Annotated in this window: 13 protein-coding genes and 3 tRNA genes; all 16 read left to right on the plus strand. The window is 47.1% G+C overall.

Annotated features, from left to right (window positions below; translation table 11 throughout):
- Positions 1–191 precede the first annotated feature (191 nt).
- Positions 192–1,511 (plus strand): RIP metalloprotease RseP, encoded by a 1,320-nt coding sequence (gene rseP / locus C7382_RS03525; protein ID WP_116678945.1) that lies wholly within the window; start codon positions 192–194, stop codon positions 1,509–1,511.
- A 19-nt stretch (positions 1,512–1,530) separates the two neighbouring features.
- Entirely contained in the window at positions 1,531–4,038 is a 2,508-nt protein-coding gene (locus C7382_RS03530) for an endonuclease MutS2 (RefSeq protein ID WP_394342043.1), read from the plus strand.
- 125 nt (positions 4,039–4,163) lie between these two features.
- A complete protein-coding gene (gene rpsU / locus C7382_RS03535; RefSeq protein WP_116678947.1) occupies positions 4,164–4,358 on the plus strand; it encodes a 30S ribosomal protein S21 in 195 nt (64 codons plus the stop codon).
- Between the two features lie 81 nt (positions 4,359–4,439).
- On the plus strand, positions 4,440–5,642 hold the full coding sequence (hpf, locus tag C7382_RS03540) for a ribosome hibernation-promoting factor, HPF/YfiA family (RefSeq protein ID WP_116679058.1): 1,203 nt from the start codon (positions 4,440–4,442) through the stop codon (positions 5,640–5,642).
- Between the two features lie 139 nt (positions 5,643–5,781).
- Positions 5,782–5,864 (plus strand) — tRNA-Tyr (locus C7382_RS03545).
- Between the two features lie 36 nt (positions 5,865–5,900).
- Positions 5,901–5,972 (plus strand) — tRNA-Thr (locus C7382_RS03550).
- A gap of 68 nt (positions 5,973–6,040) precedes the next feature.
- Positions 6,041–7,228 (plus strand): elongation factor Tu, encoded by a 1,188-nt coding sequence (gene tuf / locus C7382_RS03555; protein ID WP_116678948.1) that lies wholly within the window; start codon positions 6,041–6,043, stop codon positions 7,226–7,228.
- A 64-nt stretch (positions 7,229–7,292) separates the two neighbouring features.
- Positions 7,293–7,365, plus strand: a tRNA-Trp gene (locus C7382_RS03560).
- Between the two features lie 15 nt (positions 7,366–7,380).
- Positions 7,381–7,584 carry a preprotein translocase subunit SecE gene (gene secE, locus C7382_RS03565; RefSeq protein ID WP_116678949.1) on the plus strand — a complete coding sequence of 68 codons (204 nt, stop codon included), beginning with the start codon at positions 7,381–7,383 and terminating at the stop codon, positions 7,582–7,584.
- A gap of 21 nt (positions 7,585–7,605) precedes the next feature.
- Complete coding sequence (gene nusG / locus C7382_RS03570) at positions 7,606–8,145, plus strand: transcription termination/antitermination protein NusG (RefSeq protein WP_116678950.1); 540 nt, start codon at positions 7,606–7,608, stop codon at positions 8,143–8,145.
- Positions 8,146–8,212: 67 nt separating this feature from the next.
- Entirely contained in the window at positions 8,213–8,650 is a 438-nt protein-coding gene (gene rplK, locus C7382_RS03575; protein ID WP_116678951.1) for a 50S ribosomal protein L11, read from the plus strand.
- 18 nt (positions 8,651–8,668) lie between these two features.
- Entirely contained in the window at positions 8,669–9,367 is a 699-nt protein-coding gene (gene rplA, locus C7382_RS03580) for a 50S ribosomal protein L1 (protein WP_116678952.1), read from the plus strand.
- A gap of 15 nt (positions 9,368–9,382) precedes the next feature.
- The gene (rplJ, locus tag C7382_RS03585; RefSeq protein ID WP_116678953.1) at positions 9,383–9,907 is read left to right on the plus strand and encodes a 50S ribosomal protein L10; all 525 of its coding nucleotides are present in this window, start codon (positions 9,383–9,385) and stop codon (positions 9,905–9,907) included.
- Positions 9,908–9,949: 42 nt separating this feature from the next.
- Complete coding sequence (rplL, locus tag C7382_RS03590) at positions 9,950–10,327, plus strand: 50S ribosomal protein L7/L12 (protein WP_116678954.1); 378 nt, start codon at positions 9,950–9,952, stop codon at positions 10,325–10,327.
- Between the two features lie 110 nt (positions 10,328–10,437).
- Positions 10,438–14,247 carry a DNA-directed RNA polymerase subunit beta gene (rpoB, locus tag C7382_RS03595; protein WP_116678955.1) on the plus strand — a complete coding sequence of 1,270 codons (3,810 nt, stop codon included), beginning with the start codon at positions 10,438–10,440 and terminating at the stop codon, positions 14,245–14,247.
- 64 nt (positions 14,248–14,311) lie between these two features.
- Positions 14,312–18,610: a DNA-directed RNA polymerase subunit beta' gene (rpoC, locus tag C7382_RS03600; protein WP_116678956.1), complete on the plus strand. Its 4,299-nt coding sequence runs from the start codon at positions 14,312–14,314 to the stop codon at positions 18,608–18,610.
- Positions 18,611–18,880 lie beyond the last annotated feature (270 nt).

Genomic DNA, 18,880 nt, shown 5'->3' on the forward strand with positions numbered 1-18,880 from the left:
ATCGTTAACTTTCGCAGTGCTCGCCAACCGACATGCAAATGTAGCAAAAAGAAAACTTCTGTTTCGGCTCAGCCTCTTTAGCTGCCATCAACACCGAAGGCTGAGAGCAAAGAGCGAAAACCTATATCTTTGCCCCTCTGTTTAAGATATAAAGTAAGGAGAGAGCTCGACCCTCTCGCTAACAATTCAATATGATAGTATTCCTCGTCAAAGCGGCCCAACTCATCCTGGCACTGTCCATTCTGGTCTTCATACACGAACTGGGGCATTACCTCTTTGCCCGTCTCTTCCGCGTCCGTGTAGATAAGTTCTACCTCTTTTTCGACTGGGGTGGTGCCATCTTCCGCTACAAGCCGAAACGAAGCGATACAGAGTTTGGCATCGGCTGGCTGCCACTGGGCGGCTACTGCAAGATCAACGGGATGATAGACGAGTCGTTCGACACCGAACATCTGCAAAGGGAGCCACAGCCTTATGAGTTTCGCAGTCGGCCGGCTTGGCAGCGTCTGCTGATCATGCTGGGAGGCGTACTCTTCAACTTCCTTTTGGCCCTCGTCATCTATGCGGGCATCGTCTTCCATTGGGGCAATTCGCAATTGCCTTCGGATCGCATTACCTCCGGCATGGCTTTCTCCTCCGTAGCTCAAGAAGCCGGTTTCCGCGACAATGACATCATCCTCACGGTGGACGGCCGAGCGGCAGATGCTTTCGCTCCGGGATTCATGCGATCGGTCATCCAAGCTCGGGAGGTGGAAGTGATGCGCGAGGGCAGACGGGAGACTCTGCACATCCCCCACGATATGATGAAGCGCGTGCTCAAAGCCAAGAGCGGATTCATGTCAATACAGTACCCCTTTGTCATCGACAGCCTCGCACCCGAAGGCATGGCGCGTGCGCACAACCTGCTGGCGAGCGACAGCATCACAGCCGTAAACGGCAAACTGATGCCCGACCTGCGGGATGTGATCGCCTCTATCCGCAGCCATGCGGGCGACAGCATCACCCTCTCCCTTATGCGAGCAGGTGTTCCTCTGACTATTACACTGCCGGTGGACACTGCCGGCACCATCGGCATCACGGCTCGTCCCATAGACGCCGTGTACGCCGTACAACACATAGAATACTCTTTATTGGAAGCCATACCGGCAGGGATAGCCCAAGGCGTGGGAACGATGCGCAGCTATGTGAGCGACATGAAATATGTCTTCACCAAGGAGGGTGCCCAGCAGATGGGAGGTTTCGGCACACTGGGCAGTCTCTTCCCCTCGTCGTGGAATTGGGCATTGTTCTGGTCCATGACGGCGTTCCTCTCAATCATGCTGGCGGTGATGAATATCCTCCCCATACCGGCATTGGACGGCGGGCACATACTCTTCCTACTCTTTGAGATCATTACGCGCAGGAAGCTGAGCCAAGAAGTGCTCATCCGCGCTCAGATGATCGGTCTGGCCATTCTGTTCCTACTGATGCTCTATGCCAACGGCAACGACCTCTTCAGAGCTTTCCGCTAAGCCGGCGTCCATGAAACTGATGGAGACCTATCCCCACAACTTCGAGGAGAAAGTGGGGTTCAACGAGATACGCAGCCTCCTCGCAGACCTTTGCAGCAGCCCGATGGGCAGCGACCGCGTAGCCGAGATGCAGGCTGTAGCAGAGCATGCCGAGGCAAGTCGGTTACTGGCCGAGACGGGTGAGATGCAAATCATACAAAACGAAGAAGGCCTCTTCCCCGATCTCCGTCTGGCCGACGTGCGCGAAGCTCTCTTGCGCATCCGCCCCATGGGTACCTATCTGGAAGAACGTGAGTTGCTGGACGTGGCTGCAGCACTACGTACGATAGAGGCTCTCATCCGCTTCTTCCATGTAGGAGAAGAGGACAAAGAGACGCCTTACCCTCATCTGCAAGACTTGCTATGCGACGCCGTGGCTTTCCCTGAAATGGAAAAGCGCATCAGCGGACTATTCGACCGCTTCGGCCAGATGAAAGACAATGCCTCTCCCTCGTTGATGAGGATCCGTGGCGAACTGGCCTCCATCGAAAAAAGCATTTCCCGCACTTTGCAGGGCATCCTGCGTCTGGCTCAATCCGAGGGCTGGGTGGAACAAGGCGTGCAGCCTTCAGTACGCGACGGGCGATTGGTCATTCCAGTCTCTCCGGCATACAAGCGTAAAGTCAAGGGTATCGTACACGACGAATCGGGCACGGGCAAGACGGTCTTCATCGAGCCCTCCGAAATAGTAGAAGCCAATAATCGCATCCGCGAATTGGAAGCAGCTGAAAGGCGGGAGATCATACGTATATTAATAGAGGTGTGCGACGGGCTACGCCCACACATCGGGGCATTGGTGGACTGCTACGAATGGATAGGCCTATTCGACTTCATCGCAGCCAAGGCAAAGCTCTCTAACGAATGGAACGCCATTATCCCCATACTACAACCACGTCCCTACATGCACTGGGTAAAAGCCATTCACCCGCTCTTACTGCGCAGCCTCAAAGCACAAGGGCGCGAGGTGGTGCCCTTGGACATTGCCCTCTCTGCTCCGGACAGTCGCATCCTGATCATATCGGGACCGAACGCCGGCGGCAAATCGGTCTGTCTCAAAACGGTGGGACTACTACAATATATGCTTCAAAGCGGCATACCTACTCCCCTATCTCCTGACTCGACGGCAGGCATCTTCGCCAAACTCTTCATCGACATCGGAGACGAACAGTCCATAGAGGACGACCTCAGTACCTATAGCTCACATCTGAAGAATATGAAGCACTTTGCCCGTCACACCGATGGGGGCACACTATTACTAATAGATGAGTTCGGAGGCGGCACTGAGCCACAGATAGGCGGGGCGATAGCCGAGGCATTGTTACACCGCTTCAATGAACAGCAGGGTTTTGGCATCGTGACCACACACTATCAGAACCTCAAATCCTACGCAGAAGAGACCCGGGGGTTGGTGAACGGTGCCATGCTGTACGACCGCCATGAGATGCGGCCACTCTTCCGTCTGTCAATAGGCCGGCCGGGAAGCTCCTTCGCCATCGAGATCGCTCGCAAGATAGGACTCCCCGAAGAGGTGATCGCCGAGGCTACCAAGAAGGTGGGTACAAGCTATATAGACATGGACAAATACCTTCAGGACATCGTGCGCGACAAACGATACTGGGAAGGCAAGCGAGCCAACATCCGCAAGGAGGAGAAGCGACTGGAGGAAGCGGCAGACCAATATGAGAATCGGCTGGAGGCCATCCGCCAAGAACGTCGACAGATATTGGACGAAGCCCGCCGACAAGCAGCAGAGATGCTGTCCGAATCATCTTCGCGAATAGAAAAGACGATACGCGACATCCGAGAGGCACAAGCGGAGAGAGAAAAGACCCTGCGGGCACGACAAGAGTTGAATGCTTTCAAAGAGGAATTGAACAAGGAGGATGCAGAGAAAGAAGAGCGGATCAATCGTGAAATCGAGAAGATCAAACGTCGCAAGAAACGCAAACAGGAGAAGGAAGAAACACGCCCTCCCGAGCCATTGAAAAAGGCTCTCCCTACAGAACAACCGAAGCCTGCCACTCTCCAAGTAGGAGATACAGTACGCATCACGGGACAGTCGGCTACCGGCACCATCTTGGAGCTTAATGGTCGTGAGGCAACGATAGCCTTGGGCATGATCAAGACAACTGTGGCGTTGGACAGGCTGGAACCGGCCAGGCCTTCGAAAGAGAAAAAGACAGAAAACCAGCAGACTCCGTCGGCACAAATGATCGTGGATCAAATACATGACAAGCGCTTGGACTTCAAACAGGACATTGATCTGCGTGGGATGCGCGCAAATGATGCTGTGCAAGCTGTCATGTACTTTATTGATGATGCCATCCAGTTGGGCATTCCCCGTGTGCGCATTCTGCACGGAACGGGAACAGGTGCACTCAGAACAGTGATACGCCAATATCTGGCCACCGTGAACGGAGTGATCCGCTTTGCCGACGAACACGTCCAATTCGGCGGTGCAGGCATCACGGTCGTGGAATTGGACTAAATACGCAAAAGGACAACTTGGGCAAAGTTTTTGGCAATCAACAAAGTATTTCTAACTTTGCGCACCGAATTTCATTTTGTTACAGACAAAGACTAACAAAAACAAAATAAAAACAGAAGAACATTATGATCGTAGTTCCAGTTAAAGAAGGCGAGAACATCGAAAGAGCACTGAAACGCTTCAAAAAAAAGTTTGAGAAAACCGGAGCAGTACGCGAACTGCGTGCTCGTCAGGCCTTTGAAAAGCCCTCAGTGGCTAAGCGCAAGAAGATGCAGAAGGCCGTCTATGTGAAGCAGCTTCAGATTGCCGAGGAGCAATAAATTGCAGATTTCCCTGCTTCAGCAGGCGACCTGACACGGATGTAATAATCCGGAATTAGGGGGCTAATCTCTTTCATGACGATGAATGAAACGCCCGAAACAATTGAAAGATTCCTATACTATCTTCGCTACGAACGAAACGATTCTGAACGGACCGTCAGTGAGTATGCACAAGATTTGAATCGCTACGCCGCTTTCTTCAGTGAACGTACGGGAGAAGCATTCGAGCCGAGTGAACGCGACAAAGATGTCGCGCGCGCTTGGCTCTTTTCTTTAATTGAAGCAGGCCAAAAAGGATCCTCCGTCCAACGCCGATTGAGCGCGCTGAAAAGCTACTATAGATATATGGTCAAAATAGGACGGATATCGCAAAGTCCCGTCCGCATGCTGAAAGGCCCAAAGAAAGAGCTGCCACTACCGGTCTTTATACCTCATCACCAAATGGAGCAGCTACTAAATAGTCCTATTCCCGAAGATGACTTTACTGCCATACGAGACCGTCTCATACTCGAAACACTCTATCAAGCAGGTCTGCGACGCTCTGAAATCGCCGATCTAAAAGACGATGCTGTAGAGGTGGATGCCGGCAATATGCGTATCACAGGAAAGAGGAATAAGCAGAGAATCGTTCCCTTTGGCAGTAGACTCAAAAGCATGATAAATGAGTACAGGGATATTCGCGACCAAAAAGTAGGGAAATCTAATTTTTTTTTCGTTTCTTTGGATGGCAGGCCACTCACTGGCGAAGTGGTCTATAATATAGTTCGTTCGGCACTGGCTGACGTACCGCAATTGACAAAGAAGAGCCCACACGTCCTAAGACACAGCTTTGCGACAGAAATGCTCAATCACGGAGCAGACTTAATGTCGGTCAAAGAGCTTTTAGGACATGATAGTTTATCCACGACAGTGCAGTACACACACATCTCGTTCGAACAACTTAAACAAATGTATAACGCTCACCCAAGAGCAAAAAAAGAAACAACCATGACAGATCTTAGATTTCAGGCTTTGCATTTCGATGCTACAGACCAACTGAAAGAATTCGCTGAGAAGAAAATAACCAAGCTGAGCCGCTTGTCAGACGAGATAACCGGTGCTGAAACCATTCTAAAGCTGATCAAACCAGACACAGCACAGAACAAAGAAGCATCCATCAGGCTTTACCTTCCAGGAGAAGATTTATTTGCTGAAAAGACTGCAGACACTTTCGAAGAGGCAATTGACCTATCGATTGATGCACTGAAGAGACAACTCGAAAAGCGGAAAGAACAGAGAAAATAAGACAAAAGCCAAAAAGATTCGCCGAATGTTTGGCGAATTAGAAAATGTCACTAAATTTGCAGCCGATTCGCCTCCATTGATCCGTATTGAGGCCTCGGCTGCAAATTACGTAGTCACCGATCGGATAACGGAAAGCGAGGGGCAGTTACCAGAGTGGCCAAATGGGGCTGACTGTAACTCAGCTGGCTTACGCCTTCGGTGGTTCGAATCCATCACTGCCCACTCCTCAAAGCTACGGGCGAGAGGGGACATCGGATTGCCAATGTAGCTCAGCGGTAGAGCACTTCCTTGGTAAGGAAGAGGTCCCGGGTTCAAGTCCCGGCATCGGCTCTGATTGTGGTTAGCGTTTTTGTGTAAGCACAAACAAACAACTTAAATAAAACAAAGAACTTAAGGTTATGGCAAAAGAGCATTTTAACAGATCGAAACCTCACGTTAACGTAGGTACGATCGGACACGTGGACCACGGCAAGACCACCTTGACGGCTGCAATCACTACAGTATTGGCCAAAAAGGGGCTTTCAGAACTCCGTTCATTTGATTCAATTGACAACGCTCCTGAAGAAAAAGAACGTGGTATCACGATCAACACTTCTCACGTTGAATACCAGACTGCAAACCGTCACTACGCACACGTTGACTGTCCGGGTCACGCCGACTATGTGAAGAACATGGTTACCGGTGCTGCTCAGATGGACGGTGCTATTATTGTTGTTGCCGCTACTGATGGACCTATGCCTCAGACTCGCGAACACATTCTCTTGGCTCGTCAGGTGAACGTTCCTCGTCTGGTTGTTTTCATGAACAAGTGCGATATGGTAGACGACGAAGAGATGCTCGAACTCGTTGAAATGGATATGCGCGAGCTCCTTTCTTTCTATGACTTCGATGGTGACAACACACCTGTTATCCGCGGTTCGGCACTCGGTGCATTGAACGGAGAACCTCAGTGGGAAGAAAAAGTAATGGAGCTGATGGATGCAGTTGACAATTGGATTCCTCTGCCCGAACGCGACATTGACAAGCCTTTCTTGATGCCTGTTGAAGACGTATTCTCTATCACGGGGCGTGGCACGGTAGCTACAGGTCGTATCGAAACTGGTATCGTAAGAACTGGTGACGAAGTACAGATCATCGGTCTTGGAGCCGAAGGCATGAAGTCTGTAGTAACCGGTGTGGAAATGTTCCGCAAGATTCTTGATGAAGGTCAAGCCGGTGACAACGTAGGTCTTCTCCTCCGTGGTATTGACAAAGATCAGATCAAGCGTGGTATGGTTATTTCTCACCCGGGCAAGATCACGCCTCACAAGAGATTTAAAGCTGAGGTTTATATTTTGAAGAAAGAAGAAGGTGGTCGTCACACTCCTTTCCACAACAAGTATCGTCCTCAATTCTATATCCGTACGCTTGACGTTACTGGCGAAATCACCCTTCCTGAAGGAACTGAAATGGTTATGCCTGGTGACAACGTAACAATCACGGTAGAGCTCATCTATCCGGTTGCATGTAACGTAGGTCTCCGTTTCGCTATCCGCGAAGGTGGTCGCACAGTAGGTGCCGGACAGATCACGGAACTCATCGACTAATAGTCATCTAGTCACAATAAAATAAAGGGTCCGATACCTCATCGGGGTATCGGGCTCTTTTCAAACGGGTTTAGCTCAGTTGGTAGAGCACTGGTCTCCAAAACCAGGTGTCGGGAGTTCGAGTCTCTCAACCCGTGCAAAAATCTCAATCAATGAAACTATTCAATAAAATAGGTACTTCTGTAACAGAGTCCTATAATGAGCTTGTACATAAGGTTTCTTGGCCTACTAGATCAGAGTTGACAAACAGCGCTGTAGTGGTGATGATTGCTTCCTTAATCATTGCTCTTTTTGTGTTTGTTGTCGACACTGTTTTCGAACGTGTTATGGAGTTGGTATACAAGTTGGTATTCTAACCATTTCGCGCTTATCATGATATGACAAACGCAGAAAAAAAATTTTATGTCCTCCGAGCTATTAGTGGTAAGGAGAACAAGGTGCGTGAATATCTGGAAGCAGAAATGAAACATTCCGATCTAGGAAATTATCTCTTTCAGGTTCTGATCCCTACCGAGAAGGTAATGACTCAGCGTGCCGGAAAAAGGGTTGTCAAAGAGCGCCCTTACTTGCCCGGATACGTACTTGTCGAAGCCATTTTGGCCGGCGAGACAGAACATCGATTGCGAAGTACACCCAATGTTATTGGGTTCTTAGGAGACGGTCGTCCGGCTCCTCTCCATCCGTCAGAGGTTAGTCGAATCTTAGGTAGAGTTGACCAACTGGACAATGAGGATGAAGAGTATGAACTCAACTTCATGGTGGGCGAAACAGTGAAGGTGTCAGATGGTGCTTTTGCAGGTTTTGATGCGGTCGTTGAAGAGGTGAACACCGACAAGAAAAAGCTTAAAGTGATGGTAAAAATCTTCGGAAGGAAAACTGCACTGGAGCTTTCTTTTGTACAAGTAGAGAAAGAGTAACGCTGTGTTACGGGCTTTATTCTTTCAGAATTGACATAGTGAGTGTCTGAATTATAATTTTAGAACAATGGCTAAAGAAGTTGCTGGACAAATCAAATTGCAAATAAAAGGTGGTGCAGCTAATCCTTCACCCCCCGTTGGGCCTGCGCTTGGTGCAAAAGGCATCAACATCATGGAGTTTTGCAAGCAATTTAATGCCAGAACCCAAGACAAGGCCGGCAAGGTATTACCAGTGGTTATTACCTACTATGCTGACAAGTCTTTTGATTTTGTCGTAAAAACTCCTCCTGTTGCTATTCAACTGTTAGAAGTTAGCAAACAGAAAGGTGGTTCTGCAGAACCGAATCGTAAGAAGGTTGCAGAAATCACATGGGAACAAGTACGAGCAATCGCAGAAGATAAAATTGTCGATTTGAATTGCTTTGATGTGAAAGCGGCCATGAAGATGGTAGCTGGAACCGCTCGAAGTATGGGTATCACGGTTAAAGGGGATTTCCCGGAATAAATAATTAATCTTACAAAAATGAGCAAACTAACAAAAAATCAAAAGTTAGCCCTTAGCAAGATTGAACCCGGGAAAGCGTATTCATTATCTGAAGCATCTGCGTTGGTGAAAGAAATCACAACAACAAAATTTGATGCATCGGTGGATCTTGACGTACGCCTAGGAGTAGATCCCCGCAAGGCTAACCAAATGGTGCGCGGTGTAGTAACACTCCCGCATGGCACTGGAAAGCAGATCCGTGTTCTGGCATTGTGCACTCCTGACAAAGAAGCTGAAGCTAAAGAAGCTGGAGCGGACTATGTAGGCCTCGATGAATACATTGAGAAAATCAAAGGTGGATGGACTGACATTGACGTAATCATCACTATGCCCGCAATCATGGGTAAGATCGGTGCATTGGGTCGTGTATTAGGTCCCCGCGGACTGATGCCTAATCCCAAAAGTGGCACTGTAACTAATGATATAGGTGCAGCTGTAAAAGAGGTTAAAGCCGGTAAGATCGATTTCAAAGTCGATAAGACTGGCATTGTTCACTCTTCAATCGGTAAAGTGTCGTTCTCTGCTGAGCAAATCAAAGAAAACGCACGCGAGTTTATCAACACAATCATTAAACTCAAACCGACTGCAGCTAAAGGTACCTATATCAAGAGTATCTATCTTTCAAGTACAATGAGTTTCGGCATCAAGATTGATCCCAAAACTGCGGATGAAAATTAAGAAAGGAATGAAACGATGAGAAAGGAAGATAAAGGTGCAGTTATAGGACAATTGACCGAATACATCGGACAATATCCCCACTTCTATTTGACAGATATCGCTGCATTAAATGCGGAAAAAACATCTCAACTCCGTCGCAACTGCAACAAAAATGGAGTAAAATTGGTGCTCGTAAAGAACACGCTCTTGCGTGCTGCTTTAGCTGCTAGTGATGTTGATTTTTCGTCATTGTACAGCTATCTGAAAGGGAATACAGCTGTTATGTTTTCTGAGGCAGCAAATTCTCCTGCCAAGGTTATCAAGGAGTTCACAAAAGACACCAAGGGAGAAGGTAAGCCATGGCTTAAAGCCGCATATGTGCAGGAAAGCTTCTACCTCGGGAAAGAAAACTTGGATGCTTTGGTTTCTATCAAGAGCAAGAACGAACTTATTGCAGACGTTGTTGCTTTGCTTCAATCTCCGGCCAAGAATGTTATTGCATCTTTGCAGTCGGCAGGTCAAACTATCCATGGTGTGTTGAAGACTTTGGAAGAGAAATAATATTCAACAGCATAATTGAAAACTTTTAATACTCAAAATAAAATGGCAGACATTAAAGCTATTGCTGAACAACTAGTTAACTTGACAGTAAAAGAAGTTAGCGAACTCGCTACTATCCTGAAAGAAGAATATGGCATCGAGCCTGCCGCTGCTGCTGTTGCTGTAGCTGCAGCTCCTGGCGGCGCTGGCGCTGCGGCTGAGGAAGAAAAGACCTCTTTTGATGTAGTTCTTAAGAGTGCAGGTGCTGCAAAACTGCAGGTTGTTAAGGCTGTTAAGGAACAATGTGGTCTTGGTTTGAAAGAAGCTAAGGATCTTGTAGATGCTGCACCTTCTAATGTGAAGGAAGGCGTAGACAAAGCTACTGCTGAAGCCCTGAAGAAGGCTCTCGAAGAAGCAGGTGCAGAAGTTGAACTGAAATAAACATCCTTGGCCTGTTTCTCAGGTTATTTTGGTTAAGACCCCCCACTATGGGGGATCTTAACCATTTCGTGTCTATAGTTTCTCCAAGTTAAAGTAGTCCTTAATTTTAGATGACGCCGATAATAAACAACAAAAGAATCAACTTTGCTTCGATCAAAAATCCGCTTTCTTATCCGGACTTCCTCGAAGTACAACTCAAGTCATTCCATGACTTCCTTCAATTAGATACTCCTCCCGAAAGGAGAAAAAAAGAAGGACTATACAAAGTTTTTGCAGAGAACTTTCCAATTACCGACACACGCAATAACTTTGTTCTGGAATTTCTTGACTATTATATTGATCCTCCAAAATACTCTATAGAGGAGTGTCTTAGCAGGGGGCTCACTTATAGCGTCCCTCTAAAGGCCAAACTTAAGCTCTATTGTACGGATCCCGATCATGAAGATTTTGCGACTGTGATTCAAGATGTTTTTCTCGGACCTATCCCGTACATGACTAGCTCAGGAACGTTTGTTATCAATGGAGCTGAACGTGTAATTGTCTCTCAACTCCACCGTTCTCCAGGAGTTTTTTTCGGACAGAGCCTTCACTCCAATGGGACTAAGTTATACTCGGCACGTATCATTCCTTTCAAAGGCTCATGGATAGAATTTGCGACTGACATCAACAATGTCATGTATGCATACATTGATCGAAAGAAAAAATTACCCGTTACTACACTTCTCCGTGCTATCGGTTTTGAAACAGACAAAGCTATATTGGATATCTTCAATCTAGCGGAAGAAGTTAAGGTTACGAAAACTAACCTAAAGAAATACATTGGCCGCAAACTAGCTGCACGCGTAATCAATACATATATTGACGATTTGAGCGATGAAGACACGGGAGAAGTTGTTTCGATGGAGCGCATCACAGTCGTTGTAGATAGAGAGGTTGCCCTGACAGAAGAGCATGTAGAAGCTATTTTAAGCTCAAATGCACAAACAATACTTCTACACAAGAGTGACCCCAACTATTCTGATTACAGTATCATCTTCAATACACTACAGAAAGATCCCTGTAACTCTGAAAAGGAGGCGCTTTATTACGTCTATCGACAGCTTCGTAATGCAGAACCTGCTGACGATGCAAGTGCTCGAGAAGTAATAACCAATCTATTTTTCTCAGACAAGCGATACGATTTGGGGGATGTCGGCAGATACCGTATCAACAAAAAACTCAATCTAGGTATTGATACAGACATCAAAGTCTTGACAAATGAAGATATAATTGAGATAATCAAGTACCTCATTGAATTGGTTAACTCAAAGGCAGCAGTTGATGATATTGACCACCTCTCTAACCGCCGTGTGCGCACTGTTGGGGAACAACTATACAACCAGTTCGGTATCGGTTTGGCACGTATGGCACGTACAGTCCGCGACCGAATGAATGTAAGAGATAATGAGGTTTTCACCCCTATTGATCTTGTCAATGCTAAGACTATCTCTTCCGTTGTAAATTCATTCTTTGGCACCAATGCGTTGTCACAGTTCATGGATCAGACGAATCCTTTGGCTGAAATTACGCATAAGCGCCGTCTATCTGCATTAGGACCTGGTGGATTGTCTCGTGAACGTGCTGGTTTTGAAGTACGTGACGTTCATTACACCCACTATGGACGTTTGTGTCCAATCGAAACTCCGGAAGGGCCGAACATTGGTTTGATCTCATCTCTTTGTGTTTATGCTAAAATTAGCGACTTAGGCTTTATTACCACTCCTTATCGAGAAGTAAAGAATGGACAAGTAGACTTCTCTGACAAAGGCTTAAAATACTATACTGCGGAAGAAGAGGAAGAAAAAACCGTTGCACAAGGAAATGCTCCGCTTGATGAAAAGGGAAAATTCATACGAGAACGCGTAAAAGCTCGTTATGAATCGGACTTCCCTCTTGTAACTCCGAACGAAGTGGATCTAATGGACGTTTCACCCACGCAGATTGCATCTATTGCTGCGGCCTTGATTCCTTTCTTGGAACATGACGATGCAAACCGTGCGTTGATGGGATCGAATATGATGCGTCAAGCTGTACCTCTTCTTAAGCCTGAAGCCCCTATTGTGGGTACCGGCATCGAAGGGAAATTAGTACAAGATTCTCGTACGCAAATCGTTGCAGAAAGGAGTGGAGAGGTAGTTTTTGTCGATGCATCTTGCATAAAAATTCGCTACGACAGAACAGCCGATGAAGAATTTGTAAGCTTCGATGATGCCATTGTCACCTACTATCTCCCCAAATATCGTAAAACTAATCAAAGTACAACGATTGACTTGCGACCCATTTGCGCCAAAGGAGATAAGGTGATCCCTAATCAAATTCTTACAGAGGGTTACTCTACACAAAATGGAGAGTTGGCTCTTGGTCGCAATGTTCAGGTTGCATATATGCCCTGGAAGGGATACAACTATGAAGATGCTATCGTTCTCAACGAACGCATGGTTCGAGAAGATTTCTTCACTTCAATACACGTAGACGAATACATTCTTGAAGTTCGTGAGACCAAGAGAGGTCTCGAAGAGCTTACCGCTGACATTCCTAATGTAAGCGAAGAGGCTACGAAGGATTTGGACGAAAACGGAATCGTTCGTATTGGAGCACATATCGAACCTGGAGATATTTTGATTGGTAAGATTACTCCTAAGGGTGAATCAGACCCCACTCCTGAAGAAAAACTTCTTCGAGCAATATTTGGGGACAAAGCCGGCGATGTGAAAGATGCATCGCTTAAAGCGACTCCTTCTCTGCGCGGAGTTGTAATCGACACAAAACTCTTCTCTAAAGCTGCGAAGAAGAAAAGCCGGACATCTACGAAAGAGGCAATTGCCAAGTTAGATGAAGTCTACGCGAAAAGACAGCAACAGCTTCATGATCGCCTAATCGAAAAATTAACAGAGCTCACAAAAGGAAAAACGTGTTGCGGTGTTAAGGACTACTTAAATGTTGAGCTAATTAAGTCTGGCTGCAAATTCACGAAAAAAGAGCTTGAAACTCTTGACTTCAATGTAATCCAGTTGAGCGATTGGACCAATGATGTCCATACCAACGAGCTGATCAAAGCTGTTGCAATAAACTATCTTAAGCACTCAAAGGAGATTGAGGCGGAATTACGACGTCGCAAACTTGATGAAACGATCGGAGACGAACTCCCCGCCGGTATCATCCAAATGGCAAAAGTATATATCGCTAAGAAACGTAAGATCCAAGTTGGAGACAAGATGGCCGGACGTCATGGGAATAAAGGTATAGTATCAAAGATTGTGCGCCAAGAGGATATGCCATTTCTTGCTGATGGAACACCTGTAGACATCTGTTTGAACCCGCTTGGTGTGCCTTCTCGTATGAACTTAGGACAGATCTTTGAAGCTGTACTTGCTTGGGCCGGACGAAAAATGAATGTCCAGTTTGCAACTCCCATTTTTGACGGAGCATCACTTAAGGATATGAATAGCTGGACAGAGAGAGCCGGTCTACCAAGAGATGGTAAAACATATTTGTATGATGGAGGTACAGGTGAACGGTTTGATCAACCAGCAACAGTAGGGGTTACCTATTTTCTTAAACTTGGCCACATGGTTGACGACAAAATGCATGCCCGTTCAATCGGTCCGTATTCACTCATCACTCAACAACCATTGGGAGGTAAAGCTCAATTCGGTGGACAGCGGTTTGGAGAAATGGAAGTCTGGGCTCTCGAAGCATTTGGGGCATCACATATCTTACAAGAAATTCTTACAGTGAAATCCGACGATGTAGTTGGACGTTCCAAAGCATACGAAGCCATTGTGAAAGGGGATCCAATGCCTACTCCAGGAATCCCGGAATCTCTCAACGTACTGTTGCATGAATTGAAAGGACTCGGTCTTAGTTTCTCTCTTGACTAACGCAAGATTAGAGTTTATACAATTGCTTTTTGCCTTCATTCATCCCTATCAAGTAAAGTGAACTATGGCTTTCAGAAAAGAAAATAAGATAAAGAATAACTTCTCCAAGATTCGTATCACATTGGCCTCCCCCGAAGAGATTCTCGAAAACTCTTTCGGAGAAGTCCTCAAGCCGGAAACGATCAACTATCGGACTTACAAGCCAGAGCGTGATGGATTATTCTGCGAGCGAATCTTCGGTCCTGTAAAAGATTTTGAATGTCACTGCGGAAAGTACAAACGTATCCGCTACCGCGGTATCGTATGCGACCGTTGTGGTGTAGAGGTGACAGAGAAGAAAGTTCGTCGCGAGCGCATGGGACACATCCATCTCGTAGTGCCCGTTGCACATATTTGGTATTTCCGCTCTCTTCCGAACAAAATCGGCTATCTCTTGGGACTTCCGACCAAGAAACTCGATGCAATCATCTATTACGAACGATACGTGGTCATTCAGCCAGGTGTGGCTGAAAACGTAAATCAGCTCGACCTTCTTTCTGAAGAGGAATACCTCGACAAACTTGACGAGATCGAACGGACTCATAAGGGCAACCAGAACTTAGAGGATTCTGACCCTGACAAGTTCATTGCCAAGATTGGTGCTGAGGCTCTCTATGATCTCTTGTGTCGTGTTGATCTTGACTCAATTTCTTATGAACTGAGAGATCGTGCCAACACAGATGGTTCACAGCAAAGGAAAACCGAAGCTCTCAAACGCCTTCAAGTTGTTGAAAGCTTCCGCTCCTCCAAAGGTATAAACCGCCCCGAGTGGATGGTCATGAAAGTGATCCCTGTTCTTCCTCCTGATCTCCGCCCATTGGTACCGCTGGACGGTGGACGTTTTGCCACTTCGGATTTGAATGATTTATATCGTCGCGTTATCATCCGTAACAATCGTCTCAAACGATTGATTGAGATCAAAGCTCCCGAAGTTATCTTGCGCAATGAAAAGCGTATGTTGCAGGAAGCTGTTGACTCTCTTTTCGACAACTCACGTAAATCCAGTGCGGTTAAATCAGATAATAACAGACCTTTGAAATCCCTTTCTGATAGTCTTAAGGGGAAACAGGGGCGTTTCCGTCAGAACCTACTCGGTAAACGCGTTGACTATTCTGCTCGTTCGGTTATTGTCGTTGGTCCCGAACTCAAAATGCATGAGTGCGGACTCCCCAAAGACATGGCGGCAGAGCTCTATAAACCGTTCATCATCCGTAAGCTCATTGAGCGCGGCATCGTAAAAACGGTAAAGAGTGCCAAGAAGATCGTTGATCGTAAAGAACCTGTTATTTGGGATATTTTGGAGTTTGTCATGAAAGGCCATCCAGTTCTTCTCAACCGTGCTCCAACCCTTCACAGACTTGGTATCCAGGCATTCCAACCGAAACTTATTGAAGGTAAGGCTATCCAGTTGCACCCGTTGAGCTGTACAGCATTCAATGCCGACTTCGACGGTGACCAAATGGCCGTACATCTTCCTCTCCGCAACGAAGCTATCCTTGAAGCCCAATTGCTCATGTTAGCTTCGCACAACATCCTCAATCCCGCCAATGGAGCACCTATCACAGTGCCTTCTCAAGACATGGTATTAGGACTCTACTACATCACCAAGCTACGTCCCAACACAAAGGGGCATGGTCTTGTTTTCTACGGTCCGGAAGAAGCAACCATCGCATATAACGAAGGTAAGGTGGACATCCACGCTCCCATCAAAGTTTACGTTGATGATTATGAGAATGGAGAGTCCGTTCGCCATATGGTAGAGACTTCGGTAGGTCGATTGATGGTGAATGAGTTCGTACCCAAGAAAGTTGGTTACGTCAACGAAGTTTTGGGTAAGAAAGCTCTCCGAGACATCATCGGTAACGTTATCAAAACATGTGGAGTAGCCACTACTGCTAAGTTCTTGGACGACATCAAGAATCTCGGTTACTATATGGCATTCAAGGGCGGTCTGTCTTTCAATTTGGCAGATGTCCTCATTCCAGAAGAAAAAGATGCATTGATCCAAGAAGGCTATGATGCAGTAGAGCAGATCATGCAGGACTATAGCATGGGATTCATTACGTTCAATGAGCGTTACAATCAGATCATTGACACTTGGACCCATATCAATGGTCGTCTTTCAAACGTCTTGATCAAGCAACTCAGCAATGACAATGACGGATTCAACTCTGTCTTCATGATGATGGACTCTGGTGCTCGTGGATCTAAGGAACAGATTCGTCAGCTCTCTGGTATGCGTGGTTTGATGGCCAAGCCCCAGAAGAGTGGAGCCGAAGGAGGACAGATCATTGAAAACCCCATCCTTTCGAACTTCAAGGAAGGATTGTCAGTGCTTGAGTACTTTATCTCTACCCATGGTGCGCGTAAGGGTCTTGCCGATACCGCTTTGAAGACTGCTGACGCCGGTTACCTCACACGTCGTCTTGTTGACGTTTCTCATGACGTTATTATCACAGAAGAAGACTGTGGCACACTCCGTGGTTTGGTCACGACCGAACTCAAGCAGAACGAGGAAGTCGTAACAACACTACACGAACGCATCCTCGGGCGCGTTTCTGTCCACGACATCATCCATCCGACAACTGGCGACATTATCGTCAGAGCAGGAGAAGAAATTAGAGAGCAAGCCGCTCAGATCATCGAGGAATCTCCCATCGAAGCAGTCGAAATCCGCTCCGTACTCACTTGCGAATCTAAGAAAGGTGTTTGTGCCAAGTGCTACGGACGCAATCTGGCTACTAACCGCATGGTTCAACGTGGCGAGGTTGTCGGAGTCATCGCTGCCCAATCCATTGGTGAGCCGGGTACTCAGCTTACTCTACGTACATTCCATGTCGGTGGTATCGCGTCGAACGTGGCTACAGAAAACAGCTTGATCTCCAAATACGACGGTGTACTCACTTTCGACGAACTACGAGCAGTAGAAGCTTCGGACGATTCGCATCAGGTAGTAGTAAGTCGTATGACTGAGCTCCATATTACCGATCCCAATACAGGCATCATTCTCGCCAACCACAATATCCCCTATGGTGCGAAGCTCTTCTTCCGCCAGGGCGATACGGTTAAGAAAGGCGACAAGATCATTGAGTGGGACCCTTTCAATGCCGTTATCGTATCGGAAGCTACCGGTACACTCTCATTCGAAGGAGTGGTAGAAAACGTCACATTCAAGATGGAAAGCGACGAAACCACCGGTCTGAAAGAAAAGATCATCATCGAATCCAAAGACAAGACGATGGCTCCCTATGCTCGCATCATCGACAAGAATGGCGAATTGCTCAAGAACTATAGCCTTCCGATGGGTGCTCACGTGGTAAAAGACGATGGCGACGAGGTAAAAGTTGGAGAGATCTTGGTAAAGATACCTCGTTCTGTGGGTAAGGCAGGTGACATTACCGGAGGTTTGCCGCGTGTGACCGAGCTGTTCGAAGCACGTAATCCATCCAACCCCGCTATCGTATCAGAGATCGATGGAGAAGTTGGTTTCGGCAAGCTCAAGCGAGGCAATCGCGAAATCACTGTTACGTCCAAGCTCGGAGAAGAAAAGAAGTATCTCATTCCTCTGTCCAAGCAGCTCCTTGTACAAGAGAACGACTTCGTTCGTGCCGGTACGCCTCTGTCAGATGGCGCCGTTACTCCGGCCGACATTTTGGCCATCAAAGGTCCGACAGCCGTTCAGGAGTACATCGTCAACGAAGTACAGGACGTATATAGGCTACAGGGTGTAAAGATCAACGATAAACACTTCGAAGTGATCGTACGCCAAATGATGCGCAAGGTAGAAATCGTCGATCCGGGCGATACCCTCTTCTTGGAGCAGCAGGTTGTAGACAAGTTCGAAGTCATGGAAGAGAACGATCGCATATGGGGCAAGAAAGTTGTCATCGACGCAGGTGACAGCCAAGTACTCAAAGCCGGACAGATCGTTACGGCACGTAAGCTTCGCGACGAGAACAGTATGCTCAAGCGTAAAGACCTCAAGATCGTCAAGGTGCGCGACGCCAAGTCCGCTACTGCCAGTCAGATTTTGCAAGGTATTACTCGTGCTGCTCTCCAAACCAAGAGCTTCATGTCTGCCGCTTCATTCCAGGAAACTACCAAGGTACTCAACGAAGCTGCCATCAGTGGCAAGATCGACTACTTGGAAGGCTTGAAGGAGAATGTTATCTGCGGTCACCTCATTCCTGCCGGTACCGGTTTGCGAGACTATGACAAGTTAGTTGTTATGACTCGCAAAGACTACGAAAAGGCGACTGCCGAGCGTAAGAATCTCACAGCACCCGTTACTGAGCCGGAGATGGAAGAAGCTCCCGCAGAATAAACCCATTGGGGATCCGTTCCCCGAACAATTCTTCAGAGACTGTGTCGTAAGCGAATTACGGCACAGTCTCTTTTTTTGTGTCCTATCCTCTGGAGTCCGGCCATTTAACACTATGTCCCCTTAATAGTTGATACTACAAAGTCCTACCACTTAATAGTATAACCTCATACCACTTGATACTATAAAGTCCCACCACTTAATAGTATCAAGTATGGTGGAGCCGGTGATAGGACGAATACCGAGCATAGAAGGAGAGGGTGCAAATAGATG

The organism is Porphyromonas loveana, assembly GCF_003096695.1.
Classification (GTDB): domain Bacteria; phylum Bacteroidota; class Bacteroidia; order Bacteroidales; family Porphyromonadaceae; genus Porphyromonas; species Porphyromonas loveana.